26 protein-coding genes and 1 pseudogene are annotated in these 24,520 nt (G+C 44.6%); 24 read left to right on the top strand and 3 right to left on the bottom strand.

Annotated elements, in window-relative coordinates:
• Positions 1-30 precede the first annotated feature (30 nt).
• The 10 genes from upp to OCV47_RS03055 all read left to right on the top strand — a co-directional run bounded on the left by upp (position 31) and on the right by OCV47_RS03055 (position 8,325).
• A complete protein-coding gene (upp, locus tag OCV47_RS03010) occupies positions 31-660 on the top strand; it encodes a uracil phosphoribosyltransferase (RefSeq protein WP_117449362.1) in 630 nt (209 codons plus the stop codon).
• 18 nt (positions 661-678) lie between these two features.
• A complete protein-coding gene (locus OCV47_RS03015; RefSeq protein WP_262653633.1) occupies positions 679-1,323 on the top strand; it encodes a trimeric intracellular cation channel family protein in 645 nt (214 codons plus the stop codon).
• 22 nt (positions 1,324-1,345) lie between these two features.
• Positions 1,346-2,701: an MATE family efflux transporter gene (locus OCV47_RS03020; RefSeq protein WP_262653634.1), complete on the top strand. Its 1,356-nt coding sequence runs from the start codon at positions 1,346-1,348 to the stop codon at positions 2,699-2,701.
• Between the two features lie 114 nt (positions 2,702-2,815).
• A complete protein-coding gene (locus tag OCV47_RS03025; protein WP_262653635.1) occupies positions 2,816-3,004 on the top strand; it encodes a hypothetical protein in 189 nt (62 codons plus the stop codon).
• A gap of 18 nt (positions 3,005-3,022) precedes the next feature.
• Entirely contained in the window at positions 3,023-3,394 is a 372-nt protein-coding gene (locus tag OCV47_RS03030; protein ID WP_256298762.1) for a VOC family protein, read from the top strand.
• A gap of 122 nt (positions 3,395-3,516) precedes the next feature.
• Positions 3,517-4,449 carry a carbohydrate kinase family protein gene (locus OCV47_RS03035; protein ID WP_262653638.1) on the top strand — a complete coding sequence of 311 codons (933 nt, stop codon included), beginning with the start codon at positions 3,517-3,519 and terminating at the stop codon, positions 4,447-4,449.
• 56 nt (positions 4,450-4,505) lie between these two features.
• Positions 4,506-4,937, top strand: coding sequence for a hypothetical protein (locus OCV47_RS03040; protein WP_256298765.1), 432 nt, complete (start codon positions 4,506-4,508; stop codon positions 4,935-4,937).
• Positions 4,938-5,033: 96 nt separating this feature from the next.
• Positions 5,034-6,056: an alpha-hydroxy-acid oxidizing protein gene (locus OCV47_RS03045; protein WP_262653641.1), complete on the top strand. Its 1,023-nt coding sequence runs from the start codon at positions 5,034-5,036 to the stop codon at positions 6,054-6,056.
• Positions 6,057-6,066: 10 nt separating this feature from the next.
• A complete protein-coding gene (locus tag OCV47_RS03050; RefSeq protein ID WP_262653643.1) occupies positions 6,067-6,942 on the top strand; it encodes an aldo/keto reductase in 876 nt (291 codons plus the stop codon).
• A gap of 12 nt (positions 6,943-6,954) precedes the next feature.
• A complete protein-coding gene (locus OCV47_RS03055) occupies positions 6,955-8,325 on the top strand; it encodes an MATE family efflux transporter (RefSeq protein WP_262653645.1) in 1,371 nt (456 codons plus the stop codon).
• 6 nt (positions 8,326-8,331) lie between these two features.
• Here OCV47_RS03055 and OCV47_RS03060 read toward each other — a convergent pair whose 3' ends face one another.
• Positions 8,332-9,672: an MATE family efflux transporter gene (locus tag OCV47_RS03060; protein WP_262653894.1), complete on the bottom strand. Its 1,341-nt coding sequence runs from the start codon at positions 9,670-9,672 to the stop codon at positions 8,332-8,334.
• A gap of 698 nt (positions 9,673-10,370) precedes the next feature.
• On the opposite strand from OCV47_RS03060, the pseudogene OCV47_RS15970 reads away from it, so the two are divergent.
• The 11 genes and pseudogenes from OCV47_RS15970 to OCV47_RS03120 all read left to right on the top strand — a co-directional run.
• Positions 10,371-10,694: pseudogene (locus OCV47_RS15970) on the top strand (transporter substrate-binding domain-containing protein); the annotation flags it as partial.
• 90 nt (positions 10,695-10,784) lie between these two features.
• Positions 10,785-11,441 (top strand): amino acid ABC transporter permease, encoded by a 657-nt coding sequence (locus OCV47_RS03075; protein WP_262653646.1) that lies wholly within the window; start codon positions 10,785-10,787, stop codon positions 11,439-11,441.
• Positions 11,442-11,454: 13 nt separating this feature from the next.
• Positions 11,455-12,240, top strand: coding sequence for an amino acid ABC transporter ATP-binding protein (locus tag OCV47_RS03080; protein WP_317244130.1), 786 nt, complete (start codon positions 11,455-11,457; stop codon positions 12,238-12,240).
• Between the two features lie 239 nt (positions 12,241-12,479).
• Positions 12,480-13,151, top strand: coding sequence for a F0F1 ATP synthase subunit A (locus OCV47_RS03085; protein WP_256298775.1), 672 nt, complete (start codon positions 12,480-12,482; stop codon positions 13,149-13,151).
• Positions 13,152-13,183: 32 nt separating this feature from the next.
• A complete protein-coding gene (atpE, locus tag OCV47_RS03090) occupies positions 13,184-13,408 on the top strand; it encodes an ATP synthase F0 subunit C (protein WP_117449348.1) in 225 nt (74 codons plus the stop codon).
• A gap of 46 nt (positions 13,409-13,454) precedes the next feature.
• A complete protein-coding gene (locus OCV47_RS03095; RefSeq protein ID WP_256298778.1) occupies positions 13,455-13,928 on the top strand; it encodes an ATP synthase F0 subunit B in 474 nt (157 codons plus the stop codon).
• Positions 13,929-13,942: 14 nt separating this feature from the next.
• Positions 13,943-15,976, top strand: coding sequence for a F0F1 ATP synthase subunit alpha (gene atpA, locus OCV47_RS03100; RefSeq protein WP_262653648.1), 2,034 nt, complete (start codon positions 13,943-13,945; stop codon positions 15,974-15,976).
• An 11-nt stretch (positions 15,977-15,987) separates the two neighbouring features.
• Positions 15,988-16,887: an ATP synthase F1 subunit gamma gene (atpG, locus tag OCV47_RS03105; protein ID WP_117449345.1), complete on the top strand. Its 900-nt coding sequence runs from the start codon at positions 15,988-15,990 to the stop codon at positions 16,885-16,887.
• 2 nt (positions 16,888-16,889) lie between these two features.
• Positions 16,890-18,284 (top strand): F0F1 ATP synthase subunit beta, encoded by a 1,395-nt coding sequence (atpD, locus tag OCV47_RS03110; protein WP_117449344.1) that lies wholly within the window; start codon positions 16,890-16,892, stop codon positions 18,282-18,284.
• Positions 18,285-18,290: 6 nt separating this feature from the next.
• Positions 18,291-18,707, top strand: a complete 417-nt coding sequence (gene atpC / locus OCV47_RS03115) for an ATP synthase F1 subunit epsilon (protein ID WP_262653650.1) — start codon at positions 18,291-18,293, stop codon at positions 18,705-18,707.
• A 256-nt stretch (positions 18,708-18,963) separates the two neighbouring features.
• The gene (locus OCV47_RS03120) at positions 18,964-19,437 is read left to right on the top strand and encodes a COG2426 family protein (RefSeq protein ID WP_256298783.1); all 474 of its coding nucleotides are present in this window, start codon (positions 18,964-18,966) and stop codon (positions 19,435-19,437) included.
• 76 nt (positions 19,438-19,513) lie between these two features.
• On the opposite strand, the gene pdxT is transcribed toward OCV47_RS03120, so the two are convergent.
• Together pdxT and pdxS are read right to left on the bottom strand one after the other, a co-directional pair.
• Complete coding sequence (gene pdxT, locus OCV47_RS03125; RefSeq protein WP_262653652.1) at positions 19,514-20,083, bottom strand: pyridoxal 5'-phosphate synthase glutaminase subunit PdxT; 570 nt, start codon at positions 20,081-20,083, stop codon at positions 19,514-19,516.
• Between the two features lies 1 nt (position 20,084).
• Positions 20,085-20,966 (bottom strand): pyridoxal 5'-phosphate synthase lyase subunit PdxS, encoded by an 882-nt coding sequence (gene pdxS / locus OCV47_RS03130; protein ID WP_317244131.1) that lies wholly within the window; start codon positions 20,964-20,966, stop codon positions 20,085-20,087.
• Positions 20,967-21,134: 168 nt separating this feature from the next.
• Here pdxS and pdxR point away from each other — a divergent pair, with 168 nt between their 5' ends.
• From pdxR to OCV47_RS03145, 3 genes are all read left to right on the top strand, one after another.
• Entirely contained in the window at positions 21,135-22,538 is a 1,404-nt protein-coding gene (gene pdxR, locus OCV47_RS03135) for a MocR-like pyridoxine biosynthesis transcription factor PdxR (protein WP_262653654.1), read from the top strand.
• Positions 22,539-22,697: 159 nt separating this feature from the next.
• Positions 22,698-23,561 (top strand): phosphoribosylaminoimidazolesuccinocarboxamide synthase, encoded by an 864-nt coding sequence (locus tag OCV47_RS03140; protein ID WP_256298994.1) that lies wholly within the window; start codon positions 22,698-22,700, stop codon positions 23,559-23,561.
• Between the two features lie 106 nt (positions 23,562-23,667).
• On the top strand, positions 23,668-24,519 hold the full coding sequence (locus OCV47_RS03145; RefSeq protein ID WP_262653656.1) for a hypothetical protein: 852 nt from the start codon (positions 23,668-23,670) through the stop codon (positions 24,517-24,519).
• The last annotated feature ends 1 nt before the right edge of the window (position 24,520 follow it).

The following is a 24,520-nucleotide window of genomic DNA, read 5'->3' on the forward strand; positions in this document are numbered from 1 at the left end:
TTCAAAATAAGAACATTATGGAGGAAAAAAATGAGTAACGTAATTGAAATGACACATCCATTGATTCAGCACAAGATCACCAGACTGCGTGATAAGAATACGGGAACAGCAGAGTTCAGTTCTCTGGTAGAAGAGATTGCCATGTTGATGGGATACGAAGCACTGAAGGATCTTCCGCTGGAAGACATCGAGATTGAGACTCCGATTGAGACCTGTAAGTCTCCTGTTATTTCAGGTAAGAAGCTGGCGATTGTTCCGATCCTGCGTGCAGGCCTTGGAATGGTAAGTGGTGTACAGGCGCTTGTACCGACTGCAAAGATTGGACATATCGGTCTGTACCGTGATGAAGTGACACATATTCCTCATGAATATTACTGTAAGCTGCCGGATCCGATCTCTGAACGTCTGATCGTAGTGACGGATCCGATGCTGGCTACAGGTGGCTCTGCCATTGCAGCAGTAGATTTTATCAAACAGCATGGCGGGAAGAAGATTAAATTCATGTCCATCATAGCAGCTCCGGAAGGACTGAAAAAGCTCCAGGAAGCACATCCGGATATCCAGATTTATGTTGGACATATTGACCGTGAATTAAATGAAAATGCATATATCTGCCCGGGACTTGGAGATGCAGGTGACCGTATTTTTGGTACAAAATAAGTAACTGGAGGATTTTTTATGCCTGGAACGATCGACCTGACTTTTGCTCTGGAAATGATAGGAACAGTTGCATTTGCGCTTTCCGGTGCCATGGTTGCCATACAGAAAAGACTGGATCTGCTGGGAATTCTGGTACTGGGGATCACAACGGCTGTCGGCGGTGGAATGATCCGTGACCTGATTATCGGGATTCATCCGCCAATGATGTTCGTCAAGCCGGTTTATGTAGTGGTCTCTGCGATCTTTATACTGATTCTTTTCCTGATCATCAAAGTCAATCATTCCTCACCTAAATTCCTGGAATCAGCCCTATATGAAACCCTCTTTAACCTGATGGATGCTATCGGGTTGGGGGTTTTTACCGTTGTAGGGGTAAATTCTGTTATGAATAATGATATGAATCATATGCTGTTTCTGAAGATTTTTCTCGGGGTAATCACCGGAGTGGGAGGCGGCCTGATACGAGATATGATGGCCAATGAGACCCCGGGAATTTTGCGTAAGCATGTATATGCATGTGCTTCGATTGCAGGAGCTGTCTGTTATATAATCTTGTATGACTGGCTGCGTTCTGGAACGGCTATGGTATTGTCTGTTATTTTGGTGGTTGTGATTCGTGTGCTGGCCAAGCATTATGAGTGGAATCTGCCGAAGGCACTATAAGAAGATATGAGGGAGTTTAGGTATGAGCGAAAATGTAAAAGAGAATAAGATGGGTATCATGCCCATTCCGAAATTGTTGTTTACGATGTCACTGCCATTGATTTTATCTATGCTGGTGCAGGCATTGTATAATATTGTAGACAGTGTTTTTGTAGCCCAGATTAATGAGAATGCACTGACAGCAGTGTCACTGGCCTTTCCGATTCAGAATCTGATGATTTCAGTGGCTTCCGGTACCGGTGTGGGCGTGAATGCACTGTTATCTAAGAGCCTGGGAGAAAAGGAGATCGATAAAGTCAACAAAGCAGCGAATAATGGTGTGCTGCTGGCAATCTGCAGTTATCTGGTTTTTGCAGTGATTGGGCTGGCAGGCTCCAGAGCATTCTTTGCAACACAGACAACTGATCCGGAGATCCTGGAATATGGAGCACAGTACATGACCATTGTCTGTGTCTGTTCCTTTGGATTATTTATGCAGATCTGTATGGAACGACTGCTGCAATCCACGGGTCTGACCCTGTTTAATATGATCTCTCAGGGAACAGGGGCTATTGTGAATATTATTCTGGATCCGGTGTTTATCTTCGGTATTGGATTTGTTCCAAAGATGGGCGTAGCCGGAGCTGCGATTGCGACCGTTATCGGACAGTTCTGCGGAATGTGTATCGGTATCTACTGCAATGTAAGAAAAAACAAAGAAATTCATTTTTCCTTCAAACGAATGCGTTTTGACGGAGAAACGGTAAAAGAAATCTATATCGTAGGTGTACCATCCATCCTGATGATGTCCATCGGATCGGTAATGACTTATGGAATGAACAAGATTCTGCTGGGATTCTCCTCTACAGCAGCGGCTGTATTTGGTGTATATTTCAAGCTTCAGAGCTTCTTTTTCATGCCGGTATTCGGTCTGAACAACAGCCTTGTGCCGATCATTGCCTACAACTACGGAGCAAAAAACAAAGCAAGAATTATGCATACTGTAAAGCTGGGATGTGGTGCAGCAGTTTGTATACTGGTATTTGGGGCATTGATTTTCCAGACTATGCCGGCAACCTTGCTGCGTATGTTCAATGCTTCAGAGGATATGATTGGAATCGGAATAACGGCACTGCGTGTAATAAGTCTCAGCTTTTTGCTGGCAGGCTTCTGTATCGTGATTGGTTCTGTATTTCAGGCGCTGGGGAACGGTTTATACAGCCTGATCGTTTCAGTATGCAGACAGCTGGTAGTATTACTTCCGGCAGCATATATTTTTGCACATGCATTTGGACTGCATGCTGTATGGTGGTCTTTTCCGGTGGCAGAGCTTGCATCTCTGGCAACATCCCTATATTTACTGAAAAAAATATATCATTCACATTTGAAAGATTTATAGGAAAATTTAAGTCCATGGCAAAGGCTGTGGACTTTTCTTTTTTTATTGAAAAGAAATAATGGTTATCCATGCAGAGCTATGTTAAGATAATGGTAAGGTGGAGGTGGTGAGATTATGGGCGGAAAAGTTCTGGAACTGGAATCAGATAAACTGATTAAAAAGGGTGAACAAATCGGAGAGAAGGCAGTGACGGAACTAACGAAAAAACTCCTGGCGGAAAATCGGCTGGATGATCTAAAAAGAAGCGTGGAAGATCTTGCTTATCAAAGAAAATTACTGCAGGAAATGGAAAATACAAAATAAAAAATACGGAGGAAAACGATGAAATTTACATTTGCACACAATAATTTTAATGTTATGAATTTAGAGAAGTCTCTGAAGTTTTATGAAAAAGCGCTTGGATTAAAAGAAGTACGCAGAAAATGCGCAGAGGACGGAAGCTTTATTCTGGTCTATCTTGAGGATGGAGAATCCAGGCATCAGCTGGAGCTGACCTGGCTTCGTGACTGGGAGAAGGACAGTTACAATCTGGGCGACAATGAATTCCATCTGGCATTTTATGTAGACGATATGGATGCAGCACTGGCTCTGCACAAAGAAATGAACTGTGTATGTTTTGAAAATCCGGCTATGGGAATCTATTTTATCAACGATCCGGATAATTACTGGATCGAGATCATACCGGCAAGATAACGTAGATTACGAAGAGAAGAGGTATAGGACAACTGAGTTCTCTCGAAAAATGAAAACCAGTGGTGAAATCAGTCGAATCAGGTTATAATAGATACAATATTGCGAAATAAGCGGAGGAACGTATGGGAATAGTAGTAATTGGTGCGGTATTTGTAGACATCAAGGGCTTTCCGGATGATGCCTATATACCGGATGGCCGAAATGTGGGAAGAATTGAATATATTCATGGAGGTGTCTGCCGGAATGTGGCAGAAGATATCGCCAATGTGGAGCTTCGGCCAACCTTTATCAGTATTGTAGACAATTCGGCACTGGGAGCAGATGTGTTGAAAAAGCTGAATAACCACAGAGTGGATACCAGATTTATTCAGAAGATTCCAAGCGGTATGGGAACCTGGCTGGCAGTTTTTGATAATCATGGGGATCTGGCGGGATCTATTTCTCAGAGATCAGATATGATGCCGATCATGAAGATACTGGAAGAAAATGGAGATGAGATCTTTTCACAGGCAGATTCCATTGTGGTACAGGCCGATATGCACAAGGATCTGATGAAAAAAGTATTTGCTCTGGCAGATAAATATAAGAAAAAGATTTTTGCGATTGTATCTAATATGAGTATTGCAGTGGAGCGCAGGGACTTACTGCAGAAAGTGGATTGCTTTGTCTGCAACCAACTGGAAGCAGGCATGCTGTTTGCAGATGATTACAGCGAAAAAGAACCGGCAGAATTATGTGAAATTCTGGCAGAGCGTGTGATGCTGGGCAAGATTCCAGCTATGATTGTGACCATGGGTGGCAAAGGTTCGGTTTATGCAGACATGAAAGGAAATAAAGGTTTCTGTCCTGCTCGTCAGGTGATGGTAAAAGATACCACAGGAGCTGGGGATGCATTCTTTGCCGGAGTGACCATCGGGCTGACTTACGGAAAGACACTGGCAGAAGCAACGCAGATTGGAACGAATCTGGCGGCATCTGTCATTACATCATCTGAAAATGTATGTCCGAGATTTCTGCCAAGAGAACTGGGACTGGACATGGATCCGATCGAATAGAGTACATAAAAACATCTCTTTTTGGGAAAAGTAATTTCTGAAGGAGGTGTTTTTTCATGGAAGACGATACCATCAAACTCTTACGGGAATGTAATGCTGGAATCAAAATGGGAGTCACGTCTTTGAATGATGTGCTGGATCATGTGAATGACACTCATATGAGGGATATTCTACAGGAGAGCAAAAATGTGCATGAAAAGCTGGGGGATGAAACTCATAAATTCTTAAATGAATATCATGATCAGGGCAAAGAACCGGCGGTGACCGCCAGGATGATGTCCTGGATGAAGACAAATGTGAAGCTGGGCGGCGAAGAATCAGATCGTACGGTGGCAGACTTGATCACAGATGGCTGCAATATGGGCGTAAAATCCCTGTACCGTTATCTGCATCAGTATCCGGCAGCTTCCGCATCCGTTCAGAAGCTGACAGAGAAAGTCATTGCAGAAGAAGAACACATGATCAAAGAAATGCGGGAGTATTTGTAGGAGGGGCTACGGCTCCTCTGTTTTTTGGGGATTGAAGTAGAAAGTCAAAAAGTGCTATAATTTTACATAGAATTATAAACAAAGGAGAGTTGAAAAATGACTTATCAGGAAGTAGTTCAGAACGCCCGTGGGCGTATCGGAAAATATTGTAAAGCGTGCAACGTATGTAATGGCCGTGCCTGCACCAATCTGGTGCCGGGACCTGGAGCGAAGGGAAGCGGAGACGGAGCCATCCGCAACTTTGATGCATGGAAGAATATCCGTGTAAATATGGATACCATCTGTGATAATGCACCGATTGATACTTCGGTCTGTCTCTTTGGAAAGAAGTTTGATATGCCGGTATTTGCAGGCCCGGTAGGAGCGGTAAATCTGCATTATGGTGACTGTTACAATGATATGCAGTACAACAAGATTCTGGTAAATGCCTGTGCGGAAAACGGAATAGCAGCATTCACCGGAGACGGTATGGACAGCAATGTTATGGTAGCAGCAACTCAGGCCATCAAGGAAGCAGGCGGTGCCGGAGTGCCAACCGTAAAACCATGGAGCAAAGAGATGGTAGCGGACAAAATGGCGCTGGTAAAAGACAGCCATGCATTCGCAGTCGCTATGGATATTGATGCGGCAGGCTTGCCATTTCTGAAGAACTTCCAGCCACCAGCAGGAAGCAAGAATGTGGAAGAGATGAAAGCCATCATCAGTGAACATGATGTACCATTTATCGTAAAAGGAATCATTACCGTAAAAGGTGCTCTGAAGGCAAAAGAAGCCGGCGCAGCAGCCATTGTGGTATCCAATCATGGTGGACGTGTTCTGGATCAGTGCCCGGCAACCGCAGAAGTACTGCCTGAAATCGTGGAAGCATTAAAGGGCAGCGGCATCAAGATCCTGGTAGATGGTGGCATCCGTGACGGTGTGACCGTATTCAAGGCACTGGCTATGGGTGCAGATGCAGTGATTATTGCAAGACCGTTTGTAACAGCTGTCTACGGTGGCGAAGAAGAAGGCGTGAAATGTTACATAGAAAAGATCAAAGCAGAACTGTCAGATACTATGGCTATGTGTGGCGCTCACAGCATCGCAGAGATCACCAGTGACATGGTGCGTAAATTTTAAGGAGTAAAATATGGTAAATTCATTCAATGACTGCTATACTCTGGAAAATGGCATGAAGATCCCGGTACTCGGATTTGGTACATACAAGATGGGTGGCAGCAGTGATCTGGAAGTCCTGAAAGGTGCGATTAAGGCTGGCTATCGCTATTTTGATACGGCATCCATCTACGAGACAGAGCGTGTCCTGGGACAGGCGATCAAAGAAAGTGGAATTCCAAGAGAAGAATTCTTTATTGCAACCAAAGCCTGGATTGATGAAAGAGGATATAGAGAAGTGCAGGCAGCTATGGATCGGAGTCTTCAGCGTCTGCAGATGGATTATCTGGATCTGTATCTGATTCACTGGCCAAAGTCTTCGCTGAAAGAAACCGACTGGAAAGAACGGGATATAGAGACCTGGCGTGCCATGGAGGAACTGTGCATGGCTGGAAAAGTGAGAGGACTTGGCTTAAGTAATTTCCTGCCAAATCATCTGGATGTGATCATGAAATATGCAAAGCTAAAACCGCAGGTAGACCAGCTGGAGATTCATCCTGGATATTCCCAGGAGGCGGCAGTAGCCTACGGACAAAGTAAAGGTGTCCGTATGCAGGCATGGAGTCCTCTGGGACGGGGAGATACGATCCATAATGAAATGATGTCCATGTTTACTGAAAAATATGGCAAATCGGCATCTCAGATCTGTCTGAGATTCCTGATCCAGAAGGGTATTATTCCACTGGTGAAATCTTCTTCCATCGAACATATGAAGCAGAACATGGAAGTGTTTGACTTCGAGCTTTCTACAGAAGATATGCAGATATTATCCTGTATGCCACAGACCATCTGGAGAGGGGAACATCCGGAATTCAAGATTCCGGTGAAAGCAAGCAATTTCAACCAATAGAAGGAGAAGAATATGGAATACGAAAACAGAACAGAAAATCCACTGGGAGTTCTGCCTGTTCCGGTATTGCTGAAGAAGTTTGCGGTGCCAAGTATCATAGCGATGCTTACTTCAGCACTGTATAACATTGTAGATCAGTTTTTCATAGGAAACAGCGTGGGTGCACTGGGAAATGCGGCAACGAACATTGCGTTTCCCTTAAGCACCGCCTGTATTTCCATTGCCCTGCTGTTTGGAATCGGCGGGGCATCTGCATTTAATCTGGCAAAAGGCAGGGGAAATGAAGAGGAAGCAGTACACTGTATGGGAAATGCCATTACCGGAATGGTAGTATTAGGATGCCTGTTATTATGCATTACACAATTATTTTTGGAACCGATGATCCGATTGTTCGGCGCACCGGACAGTATCATGGAATATGCCAAGACTTATATTCGAATTACCTCACTTGGATTTCCGGTGCTGATTCTGACTGCGGGAGGAGGGCACCTGATCCGTGCGGATGGCAGTCCGAAGATGTCTATGATCTGTAATGTGACCGGAGCCATTATCAATACGATTCTGGATGCTCTGTTTGTATTTGGATTTGGATGGGGGATAGCAGGAGCTGCCTGGGCGACTGTGATAGGACAGTATATTTCAGTGATGCTGGTCATTCGTTATCTGAGCCATTGCAAAACCGTGGATTTAAAACCGAAACATCTGAAACCAGCAGCAGGTTATATGAAAACGGATGTAACTTTGGGAGCTGCGGCGTGCAGCAACCAGCTTGCTATGATGGTGGTACAGCTTGTCATGAACAAGTCACTGACCTATTATGGCGGCCTGTCTTCTTATGGACAGGAGATTCCGCTGGCCTGTGCTGGGATTATTACAAAAGTCAATCAGGTATTCTTTTCCATTATCATAGGAATTTCTCAGGGACTTCAGCCAATTGTCAGTTACAATTATGGGGCAAAACAATATGATCGTGTGAAAAAAGGATATTTGCTGGCAGCGAAGACCGGACTGACGATTTCAGTAATTGCCTTTCTGATTTTTCAGATTTTCCCAAGACAGATCATTGCGATCTTTGGAAATGGAAGTGAAGAGTATATACGTTTTGCAGTCAGTTACTTCAGGATCTTCTTATTCTTTACCTTCCTGAACTTCATCCAGCCCATCACTTCCAACAGCTTTACAGCCATTGGAAAGCCGGGACTTGGAATGTTTCTGTCACTGACAAGACAAATTCTGTTTTTGCTGCCACTCATTGTGATACTTCCGTTTTTTATCGGTATTGACGGAATACTCTTTGCCGGACCGATAGCAGACGGACTTGCCGGAGCAGTGGCAGTTTCCCTGATGCACCGGGAACTGAAGCGTCCGGAATATCAGGTATAAGGTGACTTAGGAGACAATATTCTGAAGCCAGATGCCTTTTTTTACCAGAATAAAGCCGATGACACATTTGATCAGATCGCAGATCTGGATAATGGTGTAGATCGCAAGTACCGGAAGGCAGGTAAAACGGCTTAAGATATAGGCGACGGTAACACTGACGCACCAGATAAAGACACTGTCAAACAAAAATGTAATAATAGTTTTTCCACCGGAACGTAAGGTAAAGTAGCAGGCATGTAAGAAAGCATTCTGCGGCATGAAAATGGCAGTAATGATAATGAAGTTTCGTGCCAGGATCCTTACTTCCGGTGTTGTATTATACAGCTGCGGGAACAATGGAGAGAGAAGCAGCATCACCAAAGCAATTCCGGTACAGCAGAACACCGAAAATGCAATCATCTTGTTATCCGTATCCCGGGCTTCCTTCATCTTGCCGGCGCCCAGGAGCTGTCCCACGATGATAGCTACGGAATCACCCAGCGCAATAAATACAATATTAAATACATTGTTGATTGTATTGGAGATATTCAGTCCGGCGACCACATTCAGTCCGCGAACGGAATAACACTGCGTCAGCATAGCCATACCAGCCGCCCAGAGGGTCTCATTAAAGAGCAGAGGAGATCCTTTGACGGCAATTTTTTTGCAAAGATCTGACGGGACCTTTAAAGTGTGATACAGACCTTTGGCAAAAGTATGTTTCTCAGAATGGCGGTGGGTAACTGTCACAATGATGGCAGCCTCCACATAACGGGAAAGAACAGTAGCAATAGCAGCTCCGGTTACACCCAGTTCCGGGAAAAAGAATTTTCCATAGATCAGAAAATAGTTAAAGGTAAGATTCACCAGGACAGAGACAATTCCCGCTTTCATTGGCAAGACGGTTTCTCCACATTCCCGCAGAGTACTGGCATACGCCTGGCTGACCAGAAAAGCCGGAAGACCAAGGAGCATTACATATAAATACTGACTTCCATAGGAAAGAATGGCAGCGGCATCAGCGGCTTCTCCTTCCCCGCTCAGGTAAAACTGAATCAGATTCGGTCCGGCAGTCAGAAACAGCACAATGGTACAGGCCGTCAGAACCATCGCCAGCCACAGCTTAAAACGAAACGTCTGACGGACACCTTCGGTATCTCCATGACCGTAAAATTGTGCCGTAAAAATACCGGCGCCGGATACCCCACCGAAAATGCACAGATTATAAACAAAAATCAGCTGATTTACAATGGCGGCACCAGACATCTGCTCCGTTCCCACACGTCCGATCATAATATTATCCAGCAGACTTACAAAATTTGTAATCCCATTCTGGATCATAATCGGAACTGCAATCAGCAGAACCATCTTATAAAACTTCTTATTTCCTATAAATTTCTTAATAAAAGAATTATTTCTGTTCACAAAAACTCCCCCTCTGTATGTACGAAATGCAGTACCCTCACTCTACTATAAAAAGAACAAAAAAGCAACAAAAAAAACTTTACTTTAGTGTGCTACTATGATAAAATGCAAAAGTGATAAAACAACGACCACGTAGAGGAGATAAGATCATGAAAAAAGGTTTGGCTATCGTATTAAGTGCTGGTATGGTAATGGGTATGGCAATGCCCGCATGTGCAGCAGATGCAGATATGGTTTATGCAGTAGAGGCAGGTTCTGCAGGGGAAGCAGCAGCAGAAGAAAAAGGATTTCAGTATAATTCTGTAGCATCTCAGGCAGATGCACTGATGGAAGTAGCTTCCGGCACTTCTGATGCAGCAATCATTGACCTTCTGATGGCAGGTGCGATGATCGGAGAAGGCACCAGCTATCCAAATCTGGTACATACAGAGGAACTGACTACGGAAGAATATGGTGTAGGATGCAGAAAAGGGTCAGACCTTGCAGCATATATTAATGAAGTATTCGCAGAGACTTATGCAGACGGTTCCATGAAAGAACTGGCTGAAAAGTATGGGGTACAGGATGCACTGGTAGAACAGAGCACAGAAGAAGATGCTACAGAAGAAGAGACTGAGGATGTCACAGAAGCAGCTACTGAAGCGGCAGAGGACAGCGATGTGGCTTATATTCAGGACAAGGGTTCGCTGATTGTTGGTATTACAGATTTTGAACCAATGGATTACAAAGATGAGAACGGTGACTGGATCGGATTTGATGCAGATATGGCTGGTGTCGTAGCAGAAAAGCTGGGCGTTGACGTGGAATTCGTAGAGATCGACTGGGATAACAAGATCATGGAACTGGATTCCAAGAATATTGACATGGTATGGAATGGTATGACATTGACAGATGAAGTGACCAATTCCATGGAATGCACCAATGCTTACTGTAACAACGCACAGGTAGTGGTTGTTCCGGCAGAATAAAAAGATCATATTATACACATCATAACTACAAAATCTACATGAGGCAGAGGGCAGGCTCTCTGCCTTGTGTATGTAAGGGGAAAAAGTATGTTTGTACAGGTTACAATGGAATTATTGCGTGGTATGGGGACCATGTTACAGATCTTTCTGCTGACACTGGTATTTTCCCTTCCACTGGGACTGATTCTTGCGCTTGGGACTATGAGCAAGTTTAAGCCTCTCAGCCGCCTGATTCAGGTACTGGTATGGATCATCAGGGGAACACCTCTGATGCTGCAGCTGATTATCATTTTTTATGGACCGGGTATGTGGCTTGGTCACAATATCTGGGGCGGCAATGAAGCCGGACGTATTACGGCAACGGTTGTGGCATTTACCATCAACTATGCCTGTTATTTTTCTGTGATCTTCCGTGGCGGAATCGAGGGGATTCCGGCAGGACAGCGGGAAGCTGGACAGGTGCTGGGGATGACCAGAAGCCAGATCTTTTTTAAGATTACCCTGCTTCAGATGGTAAAGAGAGTTGTACCACCGATGTCTAATGAGATCATTACTTTGGTAAAGGATACTTCCCTGGCCAGAATCATTGCAGCACAGGAACTGACACAGAGGGGATATTCCTTTATGAAATCAGCAGGGCTGGTATGGCCGTTGTTCTATACCGGTCTGTTTTACCTGATCTTCGTAGGTATTCTTACCTTATTATTTAATTACATTGAAAAACGACTGGATTATTTCAGATAGGGGGCTTGAAAAAATGGCAATATTGGACGTAAAAAATATCGAAAAACATTTTGGAAGTACCCAGGTTCTGAAAGATGTCAGTTTTTCCATGGAAGAGGGAAGTGCGCTGGCTATTATCGGTTCTTCCGGATCCGGCAAGACGACACTCCTGAGATGTCTGAATTTTCTTGAGACACCCAATGAAGGGAGTATTACCGTAAAGGGAGAAACTTTGTATGATGCCTCCAGAGGAACCAGCCAGAATGAACGAGAACTGAGAAAAAAGAGACTCCATTTTGGAATGGTATTTCAGTCTTTTAATCTGTTTCCACAGTATACGGCGCTGGAAAATGTGATGCTGGCTGAGCAGCTGCTGGCAAAAGAACGACCAGATTACAATCAAAATAAAAAGGCCATTCTGGAAGAAATCCATGCACATGGAGAGGCACTTCTGAAGAAGATGGGGCTGGAGCAGAGAGAGAATCATTATCCACATCAGCTCTCGGGTGGACAGCAGCAGCGAGTGGCAATTGCAAGGGCACTGGCATTGAAGCCAGATATTCTCTGCTTTGATGAACCGACATCTGCACTGGATCCAGAGCTGACTGGAGAAGTCCTGAAGGTGATCAGAGGACTGGCAGATCAGAAGACAACGATGATCATCGTTACCCATGAGATGGCATTTGCCAGGGATGTGGCAGATGAGATCATCTTTATGGATGAAGGCTATATTGTAGAACAGGGAAAAGCAAGAGAAGTGATCGAACATCCGAAGGAAGAACGTACGAAGCAGTTTTTGTCGCGTTATACGCAGGGATAAGAGAACGAAACAATCAGAAACAAAATGTTTCACAAAGCAGTTTGAGAGAGCAGTATCTTTCAGACTGCTTTGTGTATTTCTGTGAATACGATGTGTCAATCGGTAAAATGCTATAAAAAACTCTTAAATATTTATGAATTTTCGATATATTTGGTCTTACCAAATGAAAAAAAAGGGAGTATAATACGCCATTGATAAAATATAGACGCATCTTAGGAGAGTCAGAAAGAGGTGATAATATGGGTGACCTTGCGACAAAACTGCAAGAAGAGCTTACCTGTGAAACGGTCTTCAAGATCGGTGGAATTGGGATAGCAGAGTCTACAGTCATTACCTGGGTAATTATGGCAGTACTGTTACTATTTGCAATTCTCATGACACGAAATCTGAAGGTAGACCATATCAGTAAGAGACAGGCGGCCGCAGAATTTATTGTCGTAAAACTGAACAGTATGGTCGAGGGTATGATTGGTAAAGAGAACCGAAAGTTTGTACCGTATCTGATAACGGTTCTGCTTTATATCGGAGTATCCAACGTCATTGGTTTATTTGGTTTAAAACCACCGACAAAAGACCTGAATGTGACAGCTGCACTTTCGATTATGAGTATTATACTGATTGAGGCAGCGGGAATTCAGAAAAGGGGAGTCAAAGGATGGTGCAAGAACTTTGCAGAGCCAATCGCCATTGTAGCACCGATCAACGTATTGGAGATCTTCATCCGTCCGTTGTCGCTGTGTATGCGATTATTTGGTAATGTTCTTGGTGCATTCGTCATCATGGAGTTGATCAAACAGCTGGTGCCAGTTGTACTTCCGCTTCCATTCAGTTTTTATTTTGATATTTTTGACGGACTGATTCAGGCATATGTATTCGTATTCCTGACATCATTATTTATTAAAGAAGCTTAAAAAACGAAAAACACGTAAAGGAGAATAAAAAAATGAGTACATTAATCGCAATTGGAGCAGGTATCGCTGTACTGACAGGTATTGGAGCAGGTATTGGTATCGGAATCGCAACAGGTAAAGCAACTGACGCTGTAGCACGTCAGCCGGAAGCAGAAGGCAAGATCACAAAGTTACTTCTTCTTGGCTGTGCACTGGCCGAGGCAACTGCTATTTACGGTTTCGTTATTGCACTTTTATGTATCATGTTCCTTGGTTAATCGAAAGAGAGAACAGTATTTATAACAGGAAGGTAGGTTAACCAGGATGTTAAGATTAGACTGGAATTTAGTATTTACAGTAATTAACCTGTTAATTCTGTATGTTCTGATGAGAAAGTTTTTGTTCAAACCGGTGAATGAGATTCTGGAAAAACGTCAGAAAGAAGAAGATGCAAGACTGGCTGATGCAGAAGCTGCAAAAAACAGTGCATTAAAGAGCAAGGAAGAATACGAAGCATCTATCAAAAATGCAGAACAGGAAAAATCACAGATCGTTGCAAAGGCAAGAGAAGAAGCCGCAGGCGAATACAGCCGTATTGTAGATGAGGCTCAGAAAAAAGCCGGAACTATTGTGGAAAAAGCATGCAGTGATGCAGAGCAGGAGAAAAAGAAGATTATGCAGCAGGCAGAGACTGCAGTCCGCGATATGGTAGTGACAGCAGCAGCACGTGTGGCAGGAGAAAAAGAAGGAACGGATAATGACCGTACTTTATATGATGAATTTCTTCGCCAGCAGTAAAAGGAGATTAGAAGATGATACAGGCAGTAGAAAAGTATGCAACCATGTTAAAGGAATTAGAGATTCCTGAAGATGTGATCGAGCAGGCCCTTGATATCTTCCAGACAGTTCCGGTATTAATGGAACAGTTCTGTAATCCAGCTGCAGACCTGGCTGGAAAGCACAGAGCAATTGATAAAATTTTCCCATCTCAGATCCGTGATATGATCAAGGTAATGTGTGATGATCAGGATATTGAACTGTTTCCTGAAGTATGCAAAGCCTATAAAGAGACACAGTGGAAAAAGACCGGAAAAGAACGGGCCATTTTAAAATATGTAACGGAACCAACAGAGGAACAGCTGGAGGGAATCCGTGAATTTGTAAAAAAAGAAAGCGGATCAGATGAGATTGAGCTGGTTTGCGAAAAAGAGGAGAGCCTTGGCGGTGGATTTGTATTATCGATCGGTAATAAAGAATATGACTGGTCCACAGAAGGCAGAATTAAGCAGCTGACAGAGAAGATTCTTGGTGATAACAGAGAGGGAAAGCATTCTCAGACACTGGAAGGCATTATCTCTATTTTACAGAGTGAGATCGAAGACTTTGATCTGGAAGCAAAAGATAAAGAAGTAGGTACCGTAAAATCTGTAGGTGACGGTATCGTAAATATTGATGGTATCGACCATGCCATGTATGGTGAGATCGTTATTTTTGATAACGGTATCAAGGGGATGGTACAGGATATCAAACGTGACGAGATCGGATGTATTCTGTTCGGAAGCGACAGTGAGATCCGTGAAGGCAGCCGGGTTATGAGAACTGGAAGAAAGGCTGGTATCCCGGTAGGAGATCAGTTCCTCGGCCGTGTCATCAATGCCCTGGGTGCACCAGTCGATGGAGAAGGAGATATTCCTTCCAGTGATTACCGTCCAATCGAAAATGAAGCTCCTGGTATTGTGGATCGTAAATCCGTATCCGTACCACTGGAGACCGGTATTTTGTCTATCGATTCCATGTTCCCAATCGGACGTGGACAGCGAGAGCTGATCATCGGTGACAGACAGACTGGTAAGACTTCTATCGCAATCGATGCCATTCTGAACCAGAAAGGCAAAGATGTAAAATGTATTTATGTAGCGATCGGACAGAAAGCGTCTACCGTTGCCAAGATTGTGCATACATTAAAGGCGCATGATGCAATGGAATATACTACAGTTGTGGTATCTACTGCATCTGATCCGGCGCCTCTTCAGTATATGGCTCCATATTCCGGAACCGCACTTGCAGAGTATTTTATGTATCAGGGAAAAGATGTCCTGATCGTATACGATGACCTGTCCAAGCATGCAGTGGCTTACCGTGCCCTGTCCCTGCTTCTGGAGCGTTCACCGGGACGTGAGGCTTATCCAGGAGATGTATTCTATCTGCATTCCAGACTTCTGGAGCGTTCCAGCCGTCTGAATGAAAAAGCCGGCGGCGGATCCATTACTGCATTGCCGATTATTGAGACTCAGGCAGGTGACGTATCTGCCTATATTCCGACCAACGTCATTTCTATTACGGATGGTCAGATCTTCCTGGAGAGCGACCTGTTCTTCTCCGGTATGAGACCAGCGGTCAATGTAGGTCTTTCTGTATCTCGTGTAGGTGGTGCAGCTCAGACAAAGGCTATGAAAAAAGCAGCCGGAAGTATCCGTATCGATCTGGCACAGTATCGTGAGATGGAAGTATTTACTCAGTTCTCATCAGATCTGGATCCTGCCACAGTGGAACAGCTGAAGTATGGAAAAGGACTGATGGAACTGCTGAAGCAGCCACTGTGTAAGCCATTTTCCATGCCACAGCAGGTTATCATGCTGTGTGCAGCTACCGGAAAAGTCATGATCGATGTACCGGTAGAAAAGATCAGAGAATTCCGTACCGGAATGCTGGATTACTTTTCCAAGAGTCAGCCGGTTATTGTACGTGAACTGGAGACTACCGGACAGCTCAGTGACAGCCTTCGCGATCAGATCGTAAAGGCAGCAGAAGAGTACAGAGATCAGGTCTGGAATAAAGAAGTATAGGTGGTGATCCAATGGCAAATGCAAGAGAGATACAGGGCAGAATAAAGAGTATCAATGATACGATGAAGATCACCAATGCAATGTATATGATATCATCCACCAAACTCCAGCGTGCCAAAAAGGAACTTGCTGATACGGAACCGTTTTTCTTCACTATGCAGAGCATGATTGCGAGAACCGTTCGTCATATGCCGGAAATGGATCACCGGTATCTGACTCATGACCCGGTGGGATCGGGAAAAAAGAGAGGCTTTCTTGTAATCACAGCAGATAAGGGACTGGCTGGTGCATACAATCATAATGTACTGAAGCTGGCAGAAGAAGAACTGGAACATTCAAAAGAATGGAATCTGTTCGTAGTAGGAGAACTGGGAAGACAGTATTTTGCCGGAAAGAAAATTGCAGTAGATGAGCATTTCCTTTATACCGCCCAGCATCCAACCTTTGACAGAGCCCGTGTCATCACAAGCAGGCTGCTGGAAAAATTTGATAACGGGGAACTGGATGAAATCGATATTATCTTTACATCCATGAAGAATGGAATGCAAAGTGAAACAAAAATGGAACGTCTGCTCCCATTGACACAGCAGGATTTTTCCAATCATCTTCAGCAGACAGCCGGTGTCATGCAGGAGGAATTTATCTTTTCTCCTTCTCCACAGGCCGTTCTGGAAAGTATAGTTCCGAACTATATTACAGGATATATTTTCGGAGCTCTTGTGGAATCATTCTGCAGTGAACATAATGCCCGTATGATGGCAATGGAAGCAGCAAATGACAGCGCAAAAGATATGCTTCATCAGCTGTCAATCGAATATAACCGTGTGCGTCAGGCCGCCATTACTCAGGAGATTACAGAAGTAGTCAGCGGTGCAAAAGCACAGAAACGTAAGAAGAAAGGAGACCGCTGAAAATGAATGTAGGGAAAATCGTACAGATTCAGGGACCAGTCATCGATGTGGAATTCCAGAACGGTGAACTGCCTTATATCAAGGACGCCCTAGAAGTCAACAACGATGGAAAACGCTGCGTTATGGAAGTGGCTCAGCATGTAGGAAAAAATACCGTACGTTGTATTATGCTTGCATCCAGTGAAGGACTTCACAGAGATATGGAAGTCATTGCAACCGGAAGCGGTATCAAAGTGCCGGTTGGGGAAAAGACCCTTGGTCGACTGTTTAACGTATTGGGAGAAACGATAGACGGAGAGGAATCTCTGGAAAAAGAAGAACACTGGTGTATTCACAGAGAACCGCCAACATTTGAAGATCAGAGCCCGGTAGTAGAGATGCTGGAGACTGGTATCAAGGTTATCGACCTTCTGGCACCTTATGCCAAGGGTGGTAAGATCGGTCTGTTCGGTGGCGCCGGTGTAGGTAAAACCGTGCTGATTCAGGAGCTGATCCGTAACATCGCCACAGAACATGGTGGATATTCTATCTTCACTGGTGTTGGAGAACGTTCCCGTGAAGGTAATGACCTTTGGACAGAAATGAAAGAATCTGGAGTTCTGGATAAGACCGCTCTGGTATTTGGACAGATGAATGAGCCGCCTGGAGCCCGTATGCGTGTGGCTGAGACAGGACTGACCATGGCGGAATATTTCCGTGATGAACAGCATCAGAACGTGCTGCTCTTTATTGATAATATTTTCCGTTTCGTACAGGCAGGTTCCGAAGTATCTGCACTGCTGGGACGTATGCCTTCCGCAGTAGGTTATCAGCCGACACTGGCAAATGAACTGGGTGCACTTCAGGAACGAATTGCATCCACAAAGAAGGGTTCTGTAACATCTGTGCAGGCAGTTTATGTACCGGCCGATGACTTGACAGACCCGGCTCCGGCGACCACATTCGCTCATCTGGATGCTACCACCGTACTTTCCAGAAAGATCGTTGAACAGGGTATTTATCCGGCTGTTGATCCGCTGGAATCCAGCTCTCGTATTCTGGAGGAAGACGTAGTAGGAAAAGAACACTATGAAACTGCTCTGAAGGTACAGGAGATGCTTCAGAAATACAAAGAACTGCAGGATATCATCGCAATCCTTGGTATGGAAGAATTATCAGCAGAAGATAAAGTAACTGTGTACCGTGCAAGAAAGATTCAGAGATTCCTTTCCCAGCCATTCCACGTAGCAGAAAACTTTACCGGTGTACCTGGAAAATATGTGCCGGTGAAAGAAACCATCCGTGGATTCAAGGCAATCATTGATGGTGAAATGGATGAATATCCGGAAGCTGCATTCTTCAATGTAGGAACCATTGATGAAGTAATTGAAAAGGCAAACGCAATGCAGAAAGGATAACTTTCCATGGCTACATTTTATTTAAAAATTATTACCAGTAATAAAGTGTTTTTTAAAGGTCAGGTATCGCTTGCAGTTGTAACAGCAACCGATGGCGAAAAAGCATTCATGGCTCATCATGAGGAAATGGTGCTGGCCTTAAAACCTGGAGAAATCCGTTTTCAAAAAGAAGACGGTACCTGGGTGACAGCAGTATCTGGTGTAGGTGTTGTACAGGCAGCCAATAACCGTGTGACAGCCATTGTAGAGTCGGCTGAACTGCCGGAAGATATCGATGCAGTGCGGGCTCGGGAAGCGCGTGACCGTGCATTGGAAGAAATGCGGCAGAAGCAGAGCATCCGGGAGTACAAGACAACACAGGCATCTCTGGCAAGGGCAATCAACCGATTAAGACATAATTCCGAACAGGGTGTCATAAAATAATAAAAAGGCGTATGAAGATGAGAAATCATAATTCATACGTCTTTTTTCGTGACTTAGTTGGGGAACCAACCCCGGAAACAAGAATGCAGAGAACTTCCGTGGTAATCGAATGCCAGCTTAGCCGATATGTACACCAGAAATAAGAAGTTAAAATACAGTATAGCTTGAAATGTCGACTAATATATATTATATTGAATAAAGTCAATCTCAAAGACAATTTTGATAACTGAAGTGTATGTATCAGAAAGGATAATTTATGTTTACAAAATTTTTGACTGTATTTTTGGTTTCGATGTTACCGCTGGCTGAGCTTCGTGTAGCAGTACCACTGGCTGTGGGAATGAAGCTTCCGCTTGTAGCTTCTTACATCATCTGTATCATTGGAAATATGATTCCAGTTCCATTTATCTATTTCTTTGCAAGAAAAGTGCTGGAATGGGGGGCAACCAAACCGCTTCTGGAGAAGCCATTTACCTGGATTCTGAAAAAAGGGGAAAAGGGTGGCGAAAAGTTGATGGCAAAGGTGGGAAGAAGTACCTATGTGGCTCTGTTCCTGTTTGTAGGTATTCCGATTCCTGGAACCGGTGCCTGGACCGGAACACTGGCAGCCAGTATTTTGGATCTGGATTTTAAAAAGAGTGTACTGGCAGCTTTGGGAGGAGTGCTTTTAGCCGGAATTATCATGGGCGTGGCAAGTACCGGAGTATTCAGTCTGATTGGACTGGTATAGGAATATATAAAAGACCTGTAGATGACAGTGAATTGGAAAATCCAATATTTGTCATTTCAGGTCTTTTTTTCAGGCTCTATGAATTTGCTATCGTCTGCAGAAATAACTCATGTATCCGTGTATCTTGATCCAGCTCTGGATGAAAGGCATAAGCGAACTGATTGCCGCAGCGTACTCCCACAATTTTTCCATCCACTTCTGCAAGAATCTTCACATCCGGGGCAGCTTCGGATACATAAGGAGCCCGGATGAAGGTCATCGGGACTTCACCGATTCCTTTGACTTCAGATACCGTATGAAAGCTGCCGAGCTGCCGGCCGTAGGCGTTTCGTTTTACTGTGATCGGAAAGGTGGCAAAATGAGCGGCGTCCTGACCTTCGATGGCAGATGCCAGCAGGATCATTCCGGCACAGGTGGCCAATACCGGCATCCCATCCTGAATTCGCTTTTGTAAAGGTTCAAACATCTCTTGTTCATGGAGCAGAAGGCTCTGAGTAGTGCTTTCCCCGCCAGGGAGAATCAGCCCATCAAAGTCCTGCTTTAGATCAGTTGCCTGGCGTAGTTCGATATGAGCCACGCCCAGACGATCCAGCATCTGCTCGTGTTCGATAAAGGCACCCTGTAGTGCCAGTACTGCAACGGTCATGTCAGATTCCTCTTTCTGCCATAATCAGCTGAATTTCCTGTTCATTAATACCCACCATAGCTTCCCCCAGATCTTCAGATAATTTTGCAATCAGAGCGGCATCGGTATAGTTAGTAACAGCCTGAACAATGGCAGATGCACGTTTTTCCGGATTGCCGGATTTGAAGATACCGGATCCAACAAAGACACCCTCCGCACCAAGCTGCATCATCAGAGAAGCATCAGCAGGGGTAGCGACTCCGCCGGCTGCAAAATTTACTACCGGGAGACGATGGTTCTCATGAACATATTTTACCAGTTCGTAAGGCACCTGAAGCTGCTTGGCTGCTTCAAAGAGTTCGTCTTCACGCATACTTCCGATGCGGGCGATTTCACTGCTCATTTTGCGCATATGGCGGACTGCCTGGATAATATCGCCAGTACCAGGTTCTCCTTTGGTGCGGATCATGGAAGCACCTTCATTGATACGTCGCAGAGCTTCCCCAAGATCTTTGGCACCGCACACGAATGGTACTTTGAATTCTCTCTTATTAATATGGTAGACATCATCGGCAGGAGAAAGAACTTCGCTTTCATCGATATAGTCAATCTCCAGTGCCTGCAGAATCTGGGCTTCTGCAAAATGACCGATGCGACATTTGGCCATAACCGGGATGGATACCGCATCCTGAATCTTCTTAATCAGCTTTGGATCGCTCATACGAGATACGCCACCGGCCGCACGGATATCAGCAGGGATACGTTCCAGTGCCATAACAGCGCAGGCACCGGCAGCTTCTGCGATCTTTGCCTGCTCTGGTGTGGTGACATCCATGATGACACCACCTTTCAGCATCTGGGCCAGTTGTTTATTTAACTCATATCGTTCTGTTACTTTCTCCATAATAAAAATCCTCCTCCTTCAGCTATTCCATAATAATTACTGTGCCATTTCTGCATCGGTAAAACAGGTTGCACAGAGTTTATGCACCGAGTATAATGGAGATGTGATATTATGAAAATAATCAATTTTAATATATTCAGTAATACCAGATAGGAGAAAAAATAAACGGTGCTTACTTATAATTTTACCAGTACAGGGTCAGATTCCCTGTATGAATACCTGTATAAATGTATCAAAAAAGACATTCTTTCCGGGAAAATCAAAGCAGGAGAGAAACTGCCGTCCAAGCGGATGTTTGCAAAAAATCTGGGTATAAGCGTGATCACGGTGGAAAACGCCTATGGACAGCTGATGGCAGAAGGTTATATTTATTCCCAGCCGAAACGGGGATTTTTTGTATCTGATCTGAAGTATACCTCATCACCGGCAGCAGAACCGAAAGTGGACATGAATCATCTTGTTCTGACGGGAGGAGAAAATGCTTATCTGGCGGACTTTGCCAGCAATCAGACTGAGACAGAAGTGTTCCCGTTTTCTATCTGGATCAGAACCATGCGGGAGATTATGTCCGAGAAGCAGGAAGAACTTATGACGAATCCACCATGCGGCGGAATTCTGGAGCTGCGGGAGAGTATCGCCAGGTACCTGATGGACTTCCGGGGAATGAGTGTGAGAAGGGAGCAGATCATTGTCGGGGCAGGAACAGAATACCTCTACAGTCTGCTGATCCAACTTCTGGGTGAACGGAATATGTACGGTGTGGAGAATCCGGGATATCATAAAGTAGCGAAGATCTATAAAAGTATGGGAGTGCCATATTGTTATCTGAATATGGACCATGCAGGAGTAAGAATGGATGAGCTGGAAGAGAAAAAAGTTCAGATTCTTCATATCTCTCCGTCCCATCATTTTCCGACTGGCGTAGTGATGCCGGTGAGCCGACGATATGAGCTCCTGGGATGGGCTGCGGGAGATTCAAAGCGCTATATTATCGAGGATGATTACGACAGTGAACTGCGCCTGGGAGGAAAGCCGATTCCAACCTTACAGAGTATGGATGTGTCAGGAAAAGTCATTTATATGAATACCTTCACCAAGACACTGTCTTCCACGGTTCGTATCAGCTATATGGTGCTTCCGGATCAGCTGGCAGAGGTGTTCTATCAGAAGCTGAGCTTTTATTCCTGTACCGTGTCCAACTTTGAACAATATACGCTGGCCCGGTTTATTCAGAATGGGAGCTTTGAAAAACACATCAACCGTCTGCGCAATTATTATCAGACCAAACGGGATCAGCTGCTGGAGGCCTTTCGCAGTCACCCGATTCACAAATACATAGCCATTTATGAAGAAGAGGCCGGGGTGCACTTCCTGATGAAGATTGATACAAAGAAAAGTGAAAAAGCGGTTCTGGATGCAGCCAGATCCAGGGGGATTCGACTGAATCCGGTGTCTGGTTATTACTTCGGTACACCACCAGAGGAAGAACAGGTATACGTTATGAACTATTCTTCCATACCACTGGAAAAAAAAGAAGAGATTGTTTCTGGAATATATGAGTCTATTTTGTGAAAAATGATTATTGCAATTCATATAAGACCACAGGTATAATATGGGTAACATTGTCCTAAAGCCATCTTACAGCCTGCACCTGGGGAGTAGTGGTTTATGGGCATACACGGCACAACCCGTGTGAATATAAATGAATAGCGAGGAGTACTGATTATGGAAATGAAGCCTGTAAAAGAAGGAAAAGTACGTGAGATTTATGACAACGGCGACAGCCTGATTATGGTAGCAACTGATCGTATTAGCTGTTTTGACGTGATACTGAACAACGAAGTAACCAAAAAAGGTACCGTACTGACACAGATGTCTAAGTTCTGGTTTGACCTGACAGAAGACATTCTGCCGAATCACATGATTTCCGTAGATGTGAAAGATATGCCGGAATATTTCCAGCAGCCGAAGTTCGATGGCAACAGCATGCTTTGCCGTAAGCTGGAGATGCTGCCAGTAGAATGTATTGTGCGTGGCTATATCACAGGAAGCGGATGGGCAAGTTATCAGAAAAACGGAGAAGTATGTGGAATCAAGCTTCCAGAAGGATTAAAAGAATCCGACAAGCTCCCTGAACCGATCTATACTCCATCTACCAAAGCAGAAATCGGTGATCACGATGAGAACATTTCCTATGAACAGAGTATTGCTTACCTGGAAAAGAGATTCCCGGGTAAAGGCGAAGAATATGCAGCGAAGTTGCGTGATTACACCATCGCTTTATATAAAAAGTGCGCAGAATACGCACTGAGCCGTGGTATTATTATTGCAGATACCAAGTTCGAATTCGGTCTGGATGAGAATGGCAATATTGTGATTGGGGACGAGATGCTGACACCGGACAGCTCCAGATTCTGGCCGGCAGAGGGATACGAACCGGGACATGGTCAGCCATCCTTTGACAAACAGTTTGCACGTGACTGGCTCAAGGCCAATCCGGATAATGACTGGACACTGCCACAGGAGATTGTGGATAAGACCATTGCAAAGTATCTGCAGGCATATGAACTGCTGACAGGAAAGTCACTGGCATAAGAACCGGAGCGGTCAGTAAGAAGCAGTTAGAACATGAGAAAACCGGCGATGTGGGAGTACAGCATATCGTCGGTTTTTCAGCATATGAAAAATAAAGGAAACAGATATGAATCGATGGAAAAAGGCCACCACTATGCTGGTGCTGCTGACAGCCGGACTGCTGACAGGATGTGGAGACAGCAGTAAAACAGAAGAAGTACACAGTTTTGCAGTATGGGAAAAGACAGAGGATGCCGCCTATACTTTTTCAGATGGCGTGACAGCTGAAAAATGGAAGAATGAAAAAGAGAATACACAGCAATATCGTTATCGGCTGGAAGATGGCACAGATCTGCTTCAGACAACCGATGTACTGTCACCGGAGGAAGAAATCGATTCGGAACTGTCGGGCTTTTGCGGTCTGGAAGAGACAGCACAGGAAAATGTGCGGGCATATTATCAGAAGCAGGGAATTGTCTATAATCTTGAAAAAGAACTGGAAGATGCTTACGAGGACTATCTGGCCTGTGCGGACAGCCGGGAGCATTTCACCTGTCATGAAGTCTCACAGGATGTGATGGAATCTGCGGAAAACGGAACCTATATGGTGATTCTCACAGCAGTTACCACGCCGAAAAAGCTACATTTTGACGGGGGAACAACCTGTAATTATCAGACTGCCATTTTTGACCGTAAGAGTGGAGAGACCATAGATATCTGGGATCTGTTTACAAAATCTCAGGCTGAGACAAAAGAAGAACTGGCGAAGATCTGTTCGGTGGAGGATACCACCGTTTCGGAGCAGGATGTAGGTCCTGTTATGGATCAGAGTCAGATACTGCTGTTTCAGGATTATCTGGAAGTCTGGTTTCCATATGGAACCTGGGAGAGACAGGAGTTTGATAAAGGATTTGGATTTGAGTATGAAAAAATAGGGGGACTGCTCTATGACTGGGCAGTCCCGTCTCAAAAGGAGTAAA

The sequence above is a fragment of the Muricoprocola aceti genome (assembly GCF_025567005.1).
GTDB lineage: Bacteria > Bacillota > Clostridia > Lachnospirales > Lachnospiraceae > Marvinbryantia > Marvinbryantia aceti.